The organism is Candidatus Methanoprimaticola sp. MG2 (assembly GCF_047501175.1).
Lineage (GTDB): Archaea > Thermoplasmatota > Thermoplasmata > Methanomassiliicoccales > Methanomethylophilaceae > Methanoprimaticola.
Genome location: NZ_JBEQWH010000003.1, coordinates 58,998 through 74,861 on the forward strand (window position 1 = coordinate 58,998; position 15,864 = coordinate 74,861).

At 58.7% G+C, this 15,864-nt stretch carries 10 protein-coding genes and 1 pseudogene; 8 read left to right on the forward strand and 3 right to left on the reverse strand.

Translation table 11 applies throughout. From position 1 onward, the window contains the following. Positions 1–332: 332 nt before the first annotated feature. Both gdhA and V5D86_RS02940 read left to right on the forward strand, forming a co-directional pair. The gene (gdhA, locus tag V5D86_RS02935; protein ID WP_414595205.1) at positions 333–1,682 is read left to right on the forward strand and encodes an NADP-specific glutamate dehydrogenase; all 1,350 of its coding nucleotides are present in this window, start codon (positions 333–335) and stop codon (positions 1,680–1,682) included. Between the two features lie 92 nt (positions 1,683–1,774). After that, positions 1,775–2,770, forward strand: a complete 996-nt coding sequence (locus V5D86_RS02940) for a DMT family transporter (protein ID WP_414595354.1) — start codon at positions 1,775–1,777, stop codon at positions 2,768–2,770. On the opposite strand, the pseudogene V5D86_RS02945 reads toward V5D86_RS02940, so the two are convergent. Together V5D86_RS02945 and V5D86_RS02950 are read right to left on the reverse strand one after the other, a co-directional pair. Continuing rightward, a pseudogene (locus V5D86_RS02945) lies at positions 2,720–3,040 on the reverse strand (YbaN family protein); the annotation flags it as partial. The gene V5D86_RS02940 and the pseudogene V5D86_RS02945 overlap by 51 nt on opposite strands. A gap of 80 nt (positions 3,041–3,120) precedes the next feature. Next, positions 3,121–3,294 carry a hypothetical protein gene (locus tag V5D86_RS02950; protein WP_414595206.1) on the reverse strand — a complete coding sequence of 58 codons (174 nt, stop codon included), beginning with the start codon at positions 3,292–3,294 and terminating at the stop codon, positions 3,121–3,123. A gap of 138 nt (positions 3,295–3,432) precedes the next feature. On the opposite strand from V5D86_RS02950, the gene V5D86_RS02955 reads away from it, so the two are divergent. Beyond that, on the forward strand, positions 3,433–3,888 hold the full coding sequence (locus V5D86_RS02955; protein WP_414595207.1) for a TerB family tellurite resistance protein: 456 nt from the start codon (positions 3,433–3,435) through the stop codon (positions 3,886–3,888). Between the two features lie 246 nt (positions 3,889–4,134). Here V5D86_RS02955 and V5D86_RS02960 read toward each other — a convergent pair whose 3' ends face one another. Continuing rightward, positions 4,135–6,126 (reverse strand): UvrD-helicase domain-containing protein, encoded by a 1,992-nt coding sequence (locus tag V5D86_RS02960; RefSeq protein WP_414595208.1) that lies wholly within the window; start codon positions 6,124–6,126, stop codon positions 4,135–4,137. A 117-nt stretch (positions 6,127–6,243) separates the two neighbouring features. Between V5D86_RS02960 and V5D86_RS02965 the strand changes: the two genes are divergently transcribed. From V5D86_RS02965 to bsh, 5 genes are all read left to right on the forward strand, one after another. Further along, positions 6,244–6,930 carry a hypothetical protein gene (locus V5D86_RS02965; RefSeq protein ID WP_414595209.1) on the forward strand — a complete coding sequence of 229 codons (687 nt, stop codon included), beginning with the start codon at positions 6,244–6,246 and terminating at the stop codon, positions 6,928–6,930. A gap of 326 nt (positions 6,931–7,256) precedes the next feature. After that, positions 7,257–11,690: a beta strand repeat-containing protein gene (locus tag V5D86_RS02970; protein WP_414595210.1), complete on the forward strand. Its 4,434-nt coding sequence runs from the start codon at positions 7,257–7,259 to the stop codon at positions 11,688–11,690. Between the two features lie 398 nt (positions 11,691–12,088). Then, the gene (locus V5D86_RS02975; RefSeq protein WP_414595211.1) at positions 12,089–12,817 is read left to right on the forward strand and encodes a hypothetical protein; all 729 of its coding nucleotides are present in this window, start codon (positions 12,089–12,091) and stop codon (positions 12,815–12,817) included. A gap of 87 nt (positions 12,818–12,904) precedes the next feature. After that, positions 12,905–14,776 (forward strand): FUSC family protein, encoded by a 1,872-nt coding sequence (locus tag V5D86_RS02980; protein ID WP_414595212.1) that lies wholly within the window; start codon positions 12,905–12,907, stop codon positions 14,774–14,776. 76 nt (positions 14,777–14,852) lie between these two features. Continuing rightward, entirely contained in the window at positions 14,853–15,827 is a 975-nt protein-coding gene (bsh, locus tag V5D86_RS02985; protein ID WP_414595213.1) for a choloylglycine hydrolase, read from the forward strand. Positions 15,828–15,864: the final 37 nt, after the last annotated feature.

Below are 15,864 nucleotides of genomic sequence, written 5' to 3' on the forward strand. Positions count from 1 at the left end.
CCGCCCCGGACACGGGGCGGGACCCTTTCCGTTTCTCATCCGGCTCTCTTGGACCGCTGATCCGATAATCGCCCGATTATCCTTCTTTCATCTAATCGGATGCCTGACGGCAGTTCATTTGCGTCAGTATGATTCCGATGGATGCGACAAATCTCAGTGCGGAACCGCAACCGACACTTATTCATCTTCATCTCAATCTTACATCACAAATATCTAAATAATATTATAAAATATAGATACTTGAACGAATATAACATAATACAGTACCACATTTATTTAATATATGATGTGAAATCTAGACATCAAGGACACAACAGTCCAAAGGTGTGAATATGGCAATCACCAACAGCTATCTGAAGACCGTCTACGATGGACTCGTGCAGCGCAACCCCGAACAGAAGGAGTTCCTTCAGGCAGTGGAGGAGGTCCTCGAATCCCTCCAGCCGGTCGTCGAGGCAAGGCCCGACATCCAGGCCAACGGTGTCATCGAGAGGCTCGTCGAGCCCGAGAGGGTCATCATGTTCAGGGTCCCCTGGGTGGACGACAGCGGAAAGGTCCAGGTCAACCGCGGATACCGCGTCCAGTTCAACTCCGCGATCGGACCCTACAAGGGCGGTCTCAGGCTTCACCCCTCCGTCAACCTGTCCATCCTCAAGTTCCTCGGATTCGAGCAGATCTTCAAGAACAGCCTCACCACCCTCCCCATAGGCGGAGGAAAGGGAGGGTCCGACTTCGACCCCAAGGGCAAGTCCGACATGGAGGTCATGCGCTTCTGCCAGTCCTTCATGACCGAGCTCGCGAAGCACATCGGACCTGACACCGACGTCCCCGCAGGAGACATCGGAGTGGGCGGAAGGGAGATCGGATACATGTTCGGCCAGTACAAGAGGCTCCAGAACGAGTTCACCGGAGTCCTCACCGGAAAGGCCATCGGGGCCGGAGGATCCCTCGCCAGGACCGAGGCCACCGGATACGGCCTCTGCTACTTCACCGACGAGATGCTCAAGGATGCCGGCAAGTCGTTCGAGGGGAAGAACGTCGTCATCTCCGGATCCGGCAACGTCGCCATCTACGCCACCCAGAAGGCCACCCAGCTGGGAGGCAAGGTCATCGCCCTGTCCGACTCCAACGGATACATCTACGACCCCAACGGGATCGACTACAAGGTCATCAAGGAGATCAAGGAAGTCAAGAGGGCCAGGATAAAGACCTACCTCGACTACGTCCCCAGCGCCAAGTACACCGAGGGATGCTCCGGCATCTGGACCATCCCCTGCGACATCGCCCTGCCCTGCGCGACGCAGAACGAGCTGGACGAGGAGAGCGCGAAGGTCCTCATCAGCAACGGATGCATCGCAGTGGCCGAGGGGGCCAACATGCCCAGCACCCCCGGGGCCATCGCCCAGTTCCAGAAGGCGGGGATCCTCTTCGGTCCCGCGAAGGCGGCCAACGCAGGAGGGGTCGCCACGTCCGCCCTCGAGATGAGCCAGAACAGCGCAAGGCTGTCCTGGTCCTTCGAGGAGGTCGATGCCAAGCTGAAGGGAATCATGCAGACCATCTACAAGAACTCCTCCGAGGCCGCCAAGAGGTACGGCATGGAGGGCAACCTCGTGGCCGGTGCGAACATCGCCGGATTCGAGAAGGTCGCCAACGCCATGATCTGGCAGGGCGTCTCCTACTGATCGCAAAGGGAGGGGCCTCCCCTCTCACCCTTATCTTTATTTCTCCACATACCGTGCCACTCCCGATGAACGACAGGGCGAAGGCGATCCTCATGGCGGTCATGGCCTCCGCGCTCCTCGGAACGATAGGGGTGGTCTCCCGCAGCCTCATGGACCAGGGGATGGGACCCATGCAGATCGCCGCGGCGAGGTTCGCCGTGACGGCCGCCGTGCTCGGTCTCGCCCTCGTGCTGTTCGACAGGGGATCGCTGCGCATACGCCTCAGGGATGCGGCGGTCCTGATGTTCTTCGGGGTGTCGAAGGTGCTCTGCGACATCCTGCTGTTCACCAGCCAGGCGGAGGCGGACCTGTCGGTGTCCGCCCTCCTGCTGAACACCTCCCCGTACTACGTGCTCGCATTCGCGGTCATCATGCACAAGGAGGACCTCACCCGCCCCAAGGTCGCGGCGGTGGTGCTGGGGTTCCTGGGATGCGTGCTGGTGTCAGGGGTGGTCGGAGGGGCGTCGTCCTCCATGGCCGGGATCGCCGCAGGCGCATCCGCCGGACTTCTCTACGCGGTCTACACCATGGGAGGGAGGATAGCGTCCGACAGGGGGATCGGCACGCTGACGTCGGTGTTCTACATGTTCCTGTTCGGTACGGCGTTCGTCATGCCCGTCTCGATCCTGTCGGGATGGGACGTGACCTTGGACGTCGGGATCGTCTCGGACATACTGGTCATAGGTGTGATGATGACCCTGGTCCCGTTCCTCCTGGACATGAAGGCCCTGTCGATGACGGATGCCAGTGCCGTTTCCGTCGCCATGGCGACGGAGATAGTGTTCGCCGCGGTGGTCGGGGCCCTCGCGTTCGGCGAGACCCTGAACGTCATGGACGTCCTGGGCATCGCCCTCATGATGCTGTCCGTGGCGATGATGGGCGGACTGATACGCAGAAGGTCGTCGGGATCGCTCCGAGGGACCCTTCCCGCCCCTGCATATGGTCAGGAGATGTATCGTCACGCAGATGCCGACGATGATCAGGAGAGCTCTGAGCCAGTCCTCCTTCATGAAGAAGACCATGCCTATCGTGAGCGTGGCCCACACTAAGAGGATGCCCTGGACACGGGACCTGAACGGGATCGGACGCTTCTCCTTCCATCCGCGGATGTAATCGCCGAAGAACGGACTGTTGACGATCTTGCTCTGGACACGAGGGTTGGCGGAGAAGCAGAACGCGGCGGCAATGACGAACGGCGTGGTCGGCAGGATGGGCAGGAATATCCCGATTATCCCGAATGCCAGAAGGATGGTGCCCGCCAGCTCCAGCAGTGCGGTGCGGAGGCCGCTCGTCCCAACGGTGGAAGACTCCTCGTCCATGAAGCCGGATGGCGGACGGGATTTATCAAATCTTTCAGATGGGATGGGGTGTGTCCCGGACACTGTCCGGGACCTTTGGTTCAGTCGCACTCGAGACACTTCAGCGTGTTGTTCACGTATGCCTTGATCTCCGCAGGGGTCTTTCCCTCGGCGACCATCCTCAGGACGCTGAGCATGCCGTCGGCATATTCGGCCTCGCTGTTGTTCCTCTTCTTCATCTTCTCGACGATCTCGATCTCCTCTTCTATACTCATCATAGTGGTGGTAGTGTAACCGTTCACATTATAGTATTTTTCGGTATATTTGGATTTCAATTATGTATCAAATATCCTTCCGCCCGAACGAAGCTTCCCGATGGTCGCTTTTATATGATGCCCGGATAGCATCATCCGATGACCCATTTCGACATGCTATGCGAGGTCCTCGAGCAGATGGAACCCACCTCCTTCAACGACATCCTGAACGACAAGGCCTCCAACGTGCTGGAAGGCCTCACCGACATCACACAGGACGGCGTGGATGCGATCTCCATCTTCACCGACTTCCTGATGTGCGCCGTCGCGGCTGACGGGAGGCTCACGGAGGAGGAGTTCGGCCTGATCAAACCGGTCCTGGACATCCTGTACGGGGGCGATGTCGGCTTCGGGGACGCGCAGAAGATCTTCCACGATGCGGGACTCCACAAGCCCGAGGACATCAAGAACGTCATGGACCTGATGGTCGACATGATCGGACAGGTCTCGCCCCAGCTCAAGGACGACATCGTCCTCCTGTGCATGATGGTCTGCGCCGTGGACGGGAAGATATCGGACGACGAGAGGGAATGGATCTCGGAACTCATCGAATGAGTCGAACGGTCGGACATGTCCCCGGACTCCGGCCCGGGGACTTCCGAGACCGCATCTTCCACGTCGGGGGCACCAGACGGAATACTCCTAAGTATCGCGATACCGCGTGATGCGGGACGGCCCCCATCAGAAGCGGTTTTATAGGTCCCCGCCAATCCATACCCCGGAGGGCAAGCGGTCCCGAACTCACACTCGAGAACCCGAGTCTCGACTGGGTCACCGTTCCGATCCCCTTCTCTCCCGTTCTCAGAATCCCTTGAACTCGCGCGTGCCCCTGCAGTTCGGATAGTCGCAGCATCCGTAGAACGTCCTTCCGCCGTACGAGACGATCCTCATCGGTCCGAAGCACTCCCCGCAGAACGGCGTGGACCTCGTTATCATGGCGCCGTTGTCCTCGATCAGCTCGGACATGAACGGGGTCTCCGACGACAGCGCGTAGGACTCGTCGTCCATGCGGTTGACCAGGAAGACCCTCTTCCTCGCACGCGTCATCGCCACGTACAGCACCCTCCTCTCCTCCGGGTACGGGATGCCCTCGTCCCTCGTGCGGAACAGCTCGTCGATGTCCGTGGACAGGGTGGACGGGAAGCCGCCGCGGTCCCTGTCCACCAGGATGAACACGTTGTCCGCCTCCAGGCCCTTGGACGAATGGGCCGTGAGGAACGTCAGGTCGCGCACGTCCCTCCAGTCCGCGCAGTCCTCGTCCCATCTCCTGTACGTCACGTCCACGGTCCCCGAGCCCCTGGCATCGGACTGCCCGAAGCGGAACTGCGAGCTCCCGCCGCCGAACGCGTAGATGTCGTTGCGGGTCCTCCCGATCACGAACACGGACTCCTCCGCGGGTATGTGGTCCAGACGGTTGGCGACCATCCTCGCTATCCCCCTGTCGGAATCGACCGGCAGGAGGATCACGGGAGGGGATTCCGAAGAGGACAGCCCCCTGACGTCCTTCCTCTGTTGCATGGGGTTCTTGGACACGAAGCGACTGGTCATCTCCACGACCTGCTGCGGACAGCGGTATGTGGTCTCGATCCTCCTCACGGACGGTTCCCCCCATCCCTTCCAGACACTGCCGAAGTCGTAGAACTGCCAAACGTCCCCGCCCGAGAACGAGTATATGCTCTGCCAGTCGTCCCCCACGCAAAACAGTCCGAACCCCATCCTCTCGCGCAGCGCCCTGACCAGGTCCACCAGTATGGGGGACACGTCCTGGTACTCGTCGATCAGCACATGGTCGTACCCCTTGCCCGGGTCCCCTCCGGCGCGGACCGACTCGGCGGACTGGATGACCATGTCGTCGTAGTCCGCCATGTCCCCGCCGATGCACTCCAGGGTGTATAGGTCCCATATCCTGTTCAGGAGGTCCAGCTTGTCGGCCACGGTCGCTCTGACGGACGACGGGTTGCAATCGTTCGCCCTGCGCAGGTCGCGGATGGAGGTGCGCGTGCACTTGCACCTGGATATGAGCGCCCCGATGGACTCGGGTATCCTGTCGTTCCATGCCATGAGCACGTTCGACGCGAGGTCGTTGACGTTGATCGGGCTGCAGTCCAGGCCCATCCTGCCGATGAGCTCGTAGCAGGACCCCGGCCTCCTCCCCGCATCGATGACGGCGGGGTCGTCGGAACGGAGCTCGAACCTGACGCCGCCGTGGTCCACGGAGATGTAAGCGGGGGACGTCCCGTCCCTGGACTGGACCGCCTTGGAGTAGCCGCATCCGATACCGCACCTGAACAGCGCGTCGGCCACCGTCCTGAGGCCGCGCTCGCGTATGAACGTCCCGTTGAGGCTGAGGTCCGACGATCCCGCCTGCCTCATGCCGTCTATGTACGCCATCAGCGCCCTGGCGGAGGGGCGGTCCTCCTGGACCAGGTCGTACATGATGCGCTTCAGGATGCCGTTCCTCACGCTGCCGACGCACGGCCTCCTGCCGTAGATCCTGTTCCCGAGGGCATGGATGGTCATGACATCCGCAGGGAAGTCCGGACCGAACTCGGCTTCGACCGCGCCCCTGAGGTCTGCCACGGTGTTGTTGGTCAGCGAGATCATCAGGATGCGGGACGGGTCCTCCCCCTGCTCCACCAGATGCCTGACCTTCCCGATCAGCGTGGTCGTCTTGCCGGTGCCGGCACCGGCGATCACCAGCTGCGTGGGGGAGTCGTCGGTCACCGCGGACATCTGCTGCCCGTCGAGGGCGTGCCCCCTCACGACGTACGGCTCGACGGACCTGCCTGACATGAGACGGGGCTAGACGGGGGTCGGATAATGACTTTGCGCCCGATCCAGTGGTCTCGGGCGATCGTGGCCAGACATCCATGGGAACGTTATTTCTACTATGCCCACTGATTCGTTCGCATGAACGGAAAAGTTCTGATAGGCGTCGTCGCCGTCGTGGCAGTGGTGGCCGTCGTCGCGGCCGCATTCGCCCTGGGAGGCGGTGACAAAGACGACAACGTCACGATAACGGAGGGCGTCCTCTACTACCCCAACGGGGGAACGGGGGAGAAGGACCACTACGAGCTCTCGTCGACCACTGTCATCGACGGCAGCAGATGGTTCTCGTATCCCGACAAGGTGTTCATCAACTGGAACACCAAGGCCGATGGGACCGGAATAGTCTACCTTCCCGGGGACAGCATCGACTACGGTCACAAGACCGTGAAACTCTATGCGCAGTGGGGAGAGAAGACAGTGTACAACGTCACTTCGTTCACCAAGAGCGACCTGGGCATCGGTATGAATGTCGAGCTCAACGGGAAGACGCCCAGCATGTTGGGGATGGATCCCGTCTACAAGACTGCTGGTAACGTGATCGAGATAACCACCTCGGACTATTGTTCCGGATTCGTCTGGAGCGAGGAGGACCAGTGCTTCAAGTTCACAATGACGGACCCGGACGGAAAGAAGTACGACATGACCCTTACCGTGAAGATGACCAATGCCACCGGTGTCATACACCAGGTGCATGAAAACACGATGCTGATCGGATTCAAGGCCACCGGGAACATGGAGATCGACATCGCAGCCCACATTGTGAGGTGATTTGATTTTGAAACAGTGCCTCCTGAGGCGAGGAGGCACGTCTTCCTCTCTTTGATTCATTGGTGTGTGCCCCCGAAGGAATCATATCGGTTTTCTGCTACGTTCGTTGAATCCACTCGGGATTTGGACTTATACTATCGTCAGAATCAGCGGGATAGACGTGAGAGGACCGCGATCTGGAGAGAGAACGGAATTCGAGCGTCGACCGGAGATTCAAACCTTCGGAGGAAATCATATGAAAACGAATAAAATGGAAGTCACGGGGGGGGGGGCAGTGCAAGCTCAAACTCCTCGCGGCTGTCGCCGTTCTGGCGATCGCGTTCGCTGTGTTCGCGGCTGTACCTGCAGTCGCCGAGGACAACGATGCGGCAGCACCTGACCTCCCTGCTGTAAGCGAGGATGTCATCACCATCAATGCTGCTGGAAAATACGTGCTCAAAGCAGATGTCACCAATTCTATCGTGGTGAGTGCATCTGGAGCAGTCGAGATCGATCTTGCCGGATTCAAGATCACCAACACTGACAAAAATCACACCATTACCGTGAACAGCGGTGCAGTTGTCACGATTTCGGATAGTTCTGAGAAGAAGACCGGAACCGTAGACAACATCTCTCACGCAAAGGCCGCACTTCTTGTCAACAACGGTGGAAGTGCCATTCTGAATGGCGGACTCTTCGAGAGATCCGCAGAAGCAGGAACGTACGAACCCTACCTCAACGGCGGGAACTCCTACTACACGATCTTTAACAACGGAATCCTTACAATCAATGCTGGAACATCCGTCGAGAACGATGGCGGATTCAGCTCGATGATTAACAACAAAGGAAGTTCTGATGTAGCTGCAACACTTACCATTAATGGTGGTACATTCTCTGGAGGATGTAACACAATCAAGAACGATGAATATGGGATTTTGACCATCAATGGTGGTACATTCTCGAACACCCCTCAGGCAGTAATTCTGAATTGGAATATAGCCACAATTAACGAAGGGACATTCAACGGAACCGTAGAATGCATCTTGAACGGGACCTACACAGAAACTGGAACACCCACTGGGACTGAAGTTTTGACCATCAATGGTGGAAACTTCACGACTGGAGCGGGTTATACTTTGGTCACGATGTTCTACAACCCCGACTACGTTGACAATGTTGGTCTTGGAAAAATCATAGTCAAAGACACTGTGAAGGATGTTACAATTAGCATTCCTGCCAATGCGAAGGCAAACGGGTCTATCACCATCGGTGAGAACACAGTTTCTCTCACGAATATTGTTGCTGGAACTGGAGGGATTACACTCTCCAAGGGATCTGTGATGATGACCGGAAATATAGTCTCCGGATCTGGGACTGCTGCTGAGATTGAAGCTGTCGGAACCTCCGATGTCGTCTTCAAGAACCTGACCATCACGTCCGGGACCCTGAATGTCTCCAACGTGAAGATCGAGGGAAAGGTCATCGTCAGCGAAGATGCCACGCTCAATGCCACTTCCAATGTAGAGATCACCAGCACAGGAAGCCTCGTCGTCGGAGGAAAAGTCACCGCAACGACCAATGCCCTCACGAACAACGGAACCATCTCCGTGACTACTACTGGCGCAGAGATCCCCCCTGCCATTCCCGGAACCGGATCCGTCGACACGTCTGCCGTCGCTTCCGAGGGAACCCTCAGCGGATCCTACGACACCACCACGACCTTCACCAAGAACCAGATCATCACCGCCACCGGCGACATCACCCTCGTCAGTGGGACGATCTTCACCTTCGAAGGACAGTTCATCATCCCCGAGGGAGTCACCGTCACCATCGAGGACGGGGCACAGCTCATCATCGCGAACGCGACCGGGAAGCTCGTCAACAATGGAACCATCATCGTGGAATCCGATGCTTCCAACACACTCGCTGGAGGGTTCGTGATCAACGGAGGAGATGTCGAGAACAACGGATCGATTATCCTTGACTACTCCGATGACTCAGAAGAACCTGAATTCAAGGCAGTCGCCAACATCATCAGCGGTAAACTCGTCAACAACGGAACGATCGCTGTCGGAGGGGAATCCATGATCTCCCTCAACGGTTCGTCCCTCATTAACGAAGGAACGTTCCAGATGGAGGGGGCCATAACACAGACCGGTGACAACATCAAGAACTCCGGAACCATCGTGATCGATGGGAAGGCTCTCTCCAAGGTGGAGATTACTTCCACTTCCGTCGAGGCTGTTGTCCAGGTCGTCGCACTCGAGAATGACAGCGCAGATGCCATCCAGTTCCTTGTGTCCGACAAAGATGCACTCAGCACTGCGAAGGACTATGAGACTGATAAGTATGACAAGAATAAATCGAAGGTCATCGTCACGATCAAAGCCAACGAGATCCTTTCCGGAATCACCGTTACACTCGAAACCGAGAAGATCGATGGAGTGACCTACAAGTATCTGGCCGCATCCGGAAACGTCACCTCGTCCACCACAACAGACGGTGCTGACGTGCCTTCCATGATCATTGCGTTCGTTGGGGACAATGTGATCTCTGGAGACCTGGTTCTGAACGAGAATGTCGGCATCGCCATCGGTGGAGGAGAGACTGACGAGCTGAGGGTCACAGGGACCATCACTGGAACCAGTGGAAGCAAGATCACATTCGTCGAATCCCAGGATGCTCTGACTGTCGAAGGGAAGGTCACTCTCGCCGAGAAGATCGCCTCCACTGGAGTCGTCAATGCGGCATCCTATGAGATCGCCGCTGTCGGAACCGCTTCCAAGCAGTTCGTCTACACCACCCTCGCGACCGCCGTCGCAGATGGTGCCACCAAGATCTCCATCCTTGGGAATGTCGACATCGAAGAGGATATCACCGTCCCCAGCGGTACCACTGTCACACTCGATGGCTCCACAATGAATGTTGGAGATGATGCGAAGGTCAACTTCGTGTCCGGTGCCATCCTCAAGAACAACGGAACCATCGATGTGGATGGGGTCCTTTCGATCGAGGACAAGAAATCCGGACTCAAGCCTGCAGGAACCATCACCAGCGATGTCATCATCGAGGGTGAGACCAGCAGAGTCTACACGAACGTCGCATATGCCCTGACCATCGCCGAGTCCGGAGAGACCGTGAAGCTCAGCGGTACCGCGAACCCCGTCGTGATCGACAAGAACATGACCATTCCCGACGGAGTCACCCTCGATACCAACGGCGTTGACATCCAGATCGACAAGAACGTCACCCTGGCCGTCGATGGGGCCTTGTTCATCAACGGATCCGCAGTCACACTCGTCACCGCCGCTGAAGGAACCCTTGACAAGGATGCCAAGATCGTCCTCGACGGAATCGTGAAGTCCGATCTCGAGATTCCCGCGGACCTCAAACTCTCCGGAGCATACTACAGCATAACCATCAAGACCGACAAGACGTACTACGTACAGCCCGTCGAGGCAGCCGCTCCCGGAGTGTCCACCTACGATGTCGACGAAGGCTACAGTATGCTCATCGTCAACTACGGGGAGACCGCTCTGAAGATCGGAGACATAACCCTCACTGGAACGGATGCGGAGAACACCGTCGTTGTCGGAGTTAAGGGTGACGTCGTCGCCAAGAGCATCACCCTCGACAATGCATCCATCGGCTTTGCCGATGCATTCTCTGGAACCATCGCCAGCGGTGTCGGGTCCGTCAACGTCAATGCAGACACGGTCAAAGGATTCGGATTCACGGCCGCTACGGACGGGGATGTCGAGGTCTTCGCGATCGCCGGAGATGTCGACAATGTCACCGACGGTTCCAAGTTCGCATTTACCGTCGAAGGAGAGGTATCCATCATATCCGCGAACGTCTACTCCATGACCGTCGATGGAAAGCTCACCGTCGCGGACACCGAAGTTACCATCTCCACACTCACCATCAACGGAGAGGTCTTCGTCGACAACGATGCAGTGCTCTATGCACCCACCGTCGAGGTCTACGGAACCCTTTCAGTCGCCGAGCAGACCTCCACCGACGGAGTGGGAACAGCATCTGTTGACAGACTCCTCGTTGGAATCTCCAAGAAGGCAGCCCTCGGAGCATCCGCCTCCGTCACTGGAAACGTCGATGTCAATATCCTCGCGATCGTTGCTGATGGATCCTCCATCGCAGCCGATATCGTGAAGGACAAGCCCTTCACCGAGTACTACATCGAGGACGCACTCTACGTGACCGCCTATGACTTCACTGCCAACAACAGTACGTTGATAGACCTTGTCGAGTACAAGGTCGAGAACGCAGATGCCAACGGATGGACCGGGACAAACGGACCTATAACCGATGAGGTCATCGGAGAAGTCGACAGAGTGGACGCCAACATCGATTACGATGTCTACGGTGTCAGGATCCTCAGCGCAGAGGGAGTCATCGACATCACCATCGACGGGAACCTGTACGATCCTTACGATGGTATTGTTTTCCTCACTGCAGGGACCCACAAGGTCGAGTACACCCTCGACAACGGATGGACCGGAACCGCCACCCTCGCGGTCAACGGAGCCGTCCCCGAGGGAATGGACTGCACCATCGACGGTACCAACTTCACCATCTCCGGTGATTTCGATGGGACCCTCGTCCTCCAGCTCACCGGAATCGAGAAGTCCGGATTCGTCCCCGACGCACCCGACTCCGGCGACAACGGCGGAATGACCATCACCGACTACCTGCTGATCATCCTCGTCGTCCTCATCGTCGTCATGGCCATCATCGTCGCCATGAGGCTCATGAGGAGTTGATCGGAACCTGATGATTGAGCGGAAGCTATCGACCAATCACCTGAAGAGAAAACACAGGGCCCGAGAGGGCCCGGACTCACAGAACACGCGACTAACCTGAAGAGCAAACGGGTCTCGGAGCGGGGCCTCCCGGACAGGAGGTCCCGGACCCATTACAATCGTCATGGTCCGAGGACAGACCTATTCACAGTACCACGCTCAATGATCATGAGATCACTGAATCACGCTAAACCGGAACATGGTACAGATCATGTGTATTCCTCCGTGTTCCCTCCTTACGCCGGGGCTCTCCCCCCGGCGGTCCGTTCCTAGCAGGACATCGTCCAAATCGACACAGTATGTAATGGCCATGCCGGAGGAGAGGATTATGACGGTGGACCCCATATCCGGTGACAAGGATGACATCCAAGAGAATCAACGTCTGGTCGACCATATCAATGGTCCTGATGGTCTCAATCCTTGCCGTCCCGATACTTTCGGTATGCATCGAAAAAGATCACAGGAGCCTGATCTTCGCGGTGATAGCCGCACTGTCCGCAGCATGCCTCATCTCCATGTACATGAAGTCCAGGGCCGTGGAGGATTCCCTGGACGAGGAGACGGAAAAAGTGAGGAAGATACTGGACAGGATCCCCAAAAGAGGCGACCCGGACGGAAAGACCTCGCGTCTCGACAGGATGGTCTCCACGGAACAGCAGAAGTTCATGGTCCTTGGAGCGGGCGTCGGGATCGTCATCGCATTCGCATCCCTCGTACTCATCGAATTGATCTGGTACAAGGTGCAGATGGATGAGAAGGACATAATCGCATTCAGCTACTCCAGCATCGTGTCCGGGATGGCCTGCTCCGTCGTGACCTTCCTGAGGATGCTGATCCTGTGCGGCAACCGCCTGTTCGTCCCGACGGATAGGAGATGGACGGATCTGGAACACGATGCCGTCGAGGCGAAGGTCCGCTCGTTCCTGCGCCTGGAGGCCGTCAACAAGGACCTGACGGTGGGTCTGGTGACCTCCCTGGTATCCATGGTCATCGGGATGGCCGCCTTCGTGGCATCTTTCATCGAACTGAGATTCCTGAACTCGCCATCGGATGGGGACATCGTCTATACCGGCGCCATGGTCCTATGACCTCCGTACCGCGATATCCCTCCAGATCCGTCCCTGCATGGAGGCCCTGTGATACCCACATATACGTGATACCGCGATTGGCATCCCATGGACGCGAAGACGTTTGCGGGCAAGACCGTCTTTTTCATACTGATCTGCCTGTTCGTCTCCGGGTTCACGGCCCAGTTCGGTCAGGAGAACTCCCTCGTCGGGGTCATCGTCATCGTCCTCGCGCTGACGCTCCTCGGGAGGGACCTCTCCGTCAAACCGGTCCAGAGCCTCGGTATGCTCCTCGCGTCCACCGTGGCCATGGGACTGTTCTCGTTCGTGGCCATCCATTTCGGCAATCCCTTCCTGGGGGCCGTGATGAACTTCACGTTCATCTTCTCGATATGCTTCGTCACCATGCGCGACCTGGTGTCGCCCATGCACTTCCCATTCCTCCTGGGATACACCTTCATGCTCACGTCCCCCGTGTCCACTGACGTGCTCCTCATGAGGATCGTCGCCCTGATGGTCGGGTCGGTGTTCATCGTGGGCCTGAACTACGTGTTCAACCACGGCAACAGGAAGAAGGAGAGGGCGGGGATCGTCGACGTCTGCGACGAGGTCGTATCCTGCTGCGAGGGGGTCGTCGCAGGCGCCAGCGTCAGCCCGGAGAGGCTGGAGAGGCTGTGCATCGAGGTGAACCGCAAGCTGTACTACCATCTGGAGGACCGCTTCAACTCGTCCCCGAACGACAGGGCGCTGCTGGACCTGGTGGTGTCCCTCCAGGTGATCGGGACGGCGGTGTGCGAGAGGGAGAGGGACACCGGCGTCCTGGACGACCTGTCCGGGATAGTCCGCCTCGTGTCCGAGAACCAGGGTGGGACGAGGGACACGGCCGATGTCCTGTCCTCTATAGACGCGTTCCTCAGGGACCGTCCGCAGGCCGACAGGGAGATCGTGTCCGCACTCCGCACGATGCGCGACGAGCTCTGGCGCCTGGACTACCGCACATCCGGGTACGTCCCGGAGAGGCACGGCATCACCAGATCGTTCACGATCAGGACCGTCGTCCGCGAGACGCTCCGCATGGACTCCGTGAGGTTCACGTTCTCGTTCCGCATGGCGGTGATGTTCACGCTGTGCGCGTTCGTGTGGCAGTTCTCCGGGGAGGACGATGCCAGGGCGCTCATGTTCGCGACCATAGCCATGGTCCAACCATATGTGGAGGGCGTCCGCAAAAGGACGGCCATGCGTCTGACCGGGGCGTTCGTGGGGATAGGGGCGACGGTGGCGGCGCTGGTCGTCGCGTCCGGGGACATTATGGTGCTGACCGTCATACTCCTGTTGGCGAACTACGCGTTCACCGTGCTGAACCCCCAGAGGTTCGACGTCATGATGTCCTTCGTCACGTTCTCGTCCCTGCTGACCGCCTCCATGACCGTCCCCGCCGAGACCGTGCTGACCGAGAGGGTCGCGTTCATGCTGATCGGCGTGGCGATCGCGTTCGCGGCGAACCACTTCATAGTCCCGTACCACCTGCGGGACGAGAACGTCCAGCTGGCCGAGAGGTACGCCGGGATATCCGGCGAGCAGATAGACAACATCGGGAAGGCCGCCCGCGGGGAGCCGGACGTGGCCGAGAGCGCCGCCCTTGTCCTGACCGCTGCGACGGTGTCTGCGAAGCTCAGCATGAACCTGGGGAGGGAGGACGACTTCGCGGTGGGACGCTTCCTGGCCTGGCAGGACAGCCTGACCGCGAGATGCCGGCTCGTGTCCAGGTCGCTGGGGACCGTGGGGGCGGAATGCCGCAGGCGCATGGCCGAGCTCATCGCCTCACGCGGTTCCATCGACGGGCCCGTGGACACCGGGCCGCTGACGGAAGGTCTGGAGCAGAGGGAGGCGGACCTCGTCATCGAGATGGCCGGGATAATAGACGGATACCGCCGGGACCTGATGGTCCTCGAGCACATCCGGGGACAGGCCACCGGGTGACTGGGATACCGTTAAGGTCTCGCATTCCATACGCGGACATGTACCGGACGCGGATCCGATATCGGAGGTGTCTAACATGTGCATGGCAGCAACCTACAGGACAAGAGACTCGTACTTCGGTCGCAACCTGGACCTGGAGTACTCGTACGATGAGACGGTCACGGTGACCCCGAGGAACTACGTGTTCCGCTTCAGGGAGATGCCGGACATGACGTCCCACGAGGCCATGATAGGCATGGCCTACGTCGTGGACGGGTATCCGCTGTACTACGATGCGACCAACGAGTCCGGACTGAGCATGGCCGGACTCAACTTCCCCGGGAACGCGGACTACAAGCCGCATGCCGACGGGAAGGACAACGTCACGCCCTTCGAGTTCATACCGTGGGTGCTCGGCCAGTGCGCCACCGTGGACGACGCGAGGAAACTCCTGGAAAGGATCAACCTCGTGAGGATAGACTTCAGCGAGAAGCTTCCCCTGTCCCCCCTGCATTGGATCATAGCCGACAGGGACGGCGCGATAACCGTGGAGTGCGTCAAGGAAGGGCTGAAGGTGTACGACAACCCCGTCGGCGTCCTGACCAACAACCCTCCGTTCGACTATCACATGACCAACCTCAACAACTACATGGGGGTGTCCCCTCACCCTGCGGAGAACAGGTTCTCCGACAGGCTGGACCTCAAAGAGTACTCCCGCGGGATGGGCGGCATGGGCATTCCGGGGGACCTCTCGTCGGCGTCCAGGTTCGTCAAGGCCGCGTTCACGAAGATGAACTCCCTGTCCGGGGACTCCGAATCCGAGAGCATAAGCCAGTTCTTCCACATACTCGGGTCGGTCGCGCAGCAGAGGGGGTGCGCGGAGGTGGCCGAGGGGAAGTACGAGATCACGGTGTACTCGTCGTGCTGCAACGTGGACCGTGGGATATACTACTACACGACGTACGAGAACAGCCAGGTCTCCGGGGTGGACATGCACCGCGAGGACCTGGACGGGGACTCCGTCGTCTCCTACCCGCTCATCAAGGGCCAGAACATCAACATGCAGAACTGACGGGCGGTGACCGGCCCTCTCCCGGAGGGCCGGCCGC

Coding starts and splice junctions, on each gene's coding strand:
- gdhA (WP_414595205.1), top strand. CDS start 333: ATGGCAATCACCAACAGCTATCTGAAGACCGTCTACGATGGACTCGTG.
- V5D86_RS02940 (WP_414595354.1), top strand. CDS start 1,775: ATGGCGGTCATGGCCTCCGCGCTCCTCGGAACGATAGGGGTGGTCTCC.
- V5D86_RS02950 (WP_414595206.1), bottom strand. CDS start 3,294: ATGAGTATAGAAGAGGAGATCGAGATCGTCGAGAAGATGAAGAAGAGG.
- V5D86_RS02955 (WP_414595207.1), top strand. CDS start 3,433: ATGACCCATTTCGACATGCTATGCGAGGTCCTCGAGCAGATGGAACCC.
- V5D86_RS02960 (WP_414595208.1), bottom strand. CDS start 6,126: ATGTCAGGCAGGTCCGTCGAGCCGTACGTCGTGAGGGGGCACGCCCTC.
- V5D86_RS02965 (WP_414595209.1), top strand. CDS start 6,244: ATGAACGGAAAAGTTCTGATAGGCGTCGTCGCCGTCGTGGCAGTGGTG.
- V5D86_RS02975 (WP_414595211.1), top strand. CDS start 12,089: ATGACATCCAAGAGAATCAACGTCTGGTCGACCATATCAATGGTCCTG.
- V5D86_RS02980 (WP_414595212.1), top strand. CDS start 12,905: ATGGACGCGAAGACGTTTGCGGGCAAGACCGTCTTTTTCATACTGATC.
- bsh (WP_414595213.1), top strand. CDS start 14,853: ATGTGCATGGCAGCAACCTACAGGACAAGAGACTCGTACTTCGGTCGC.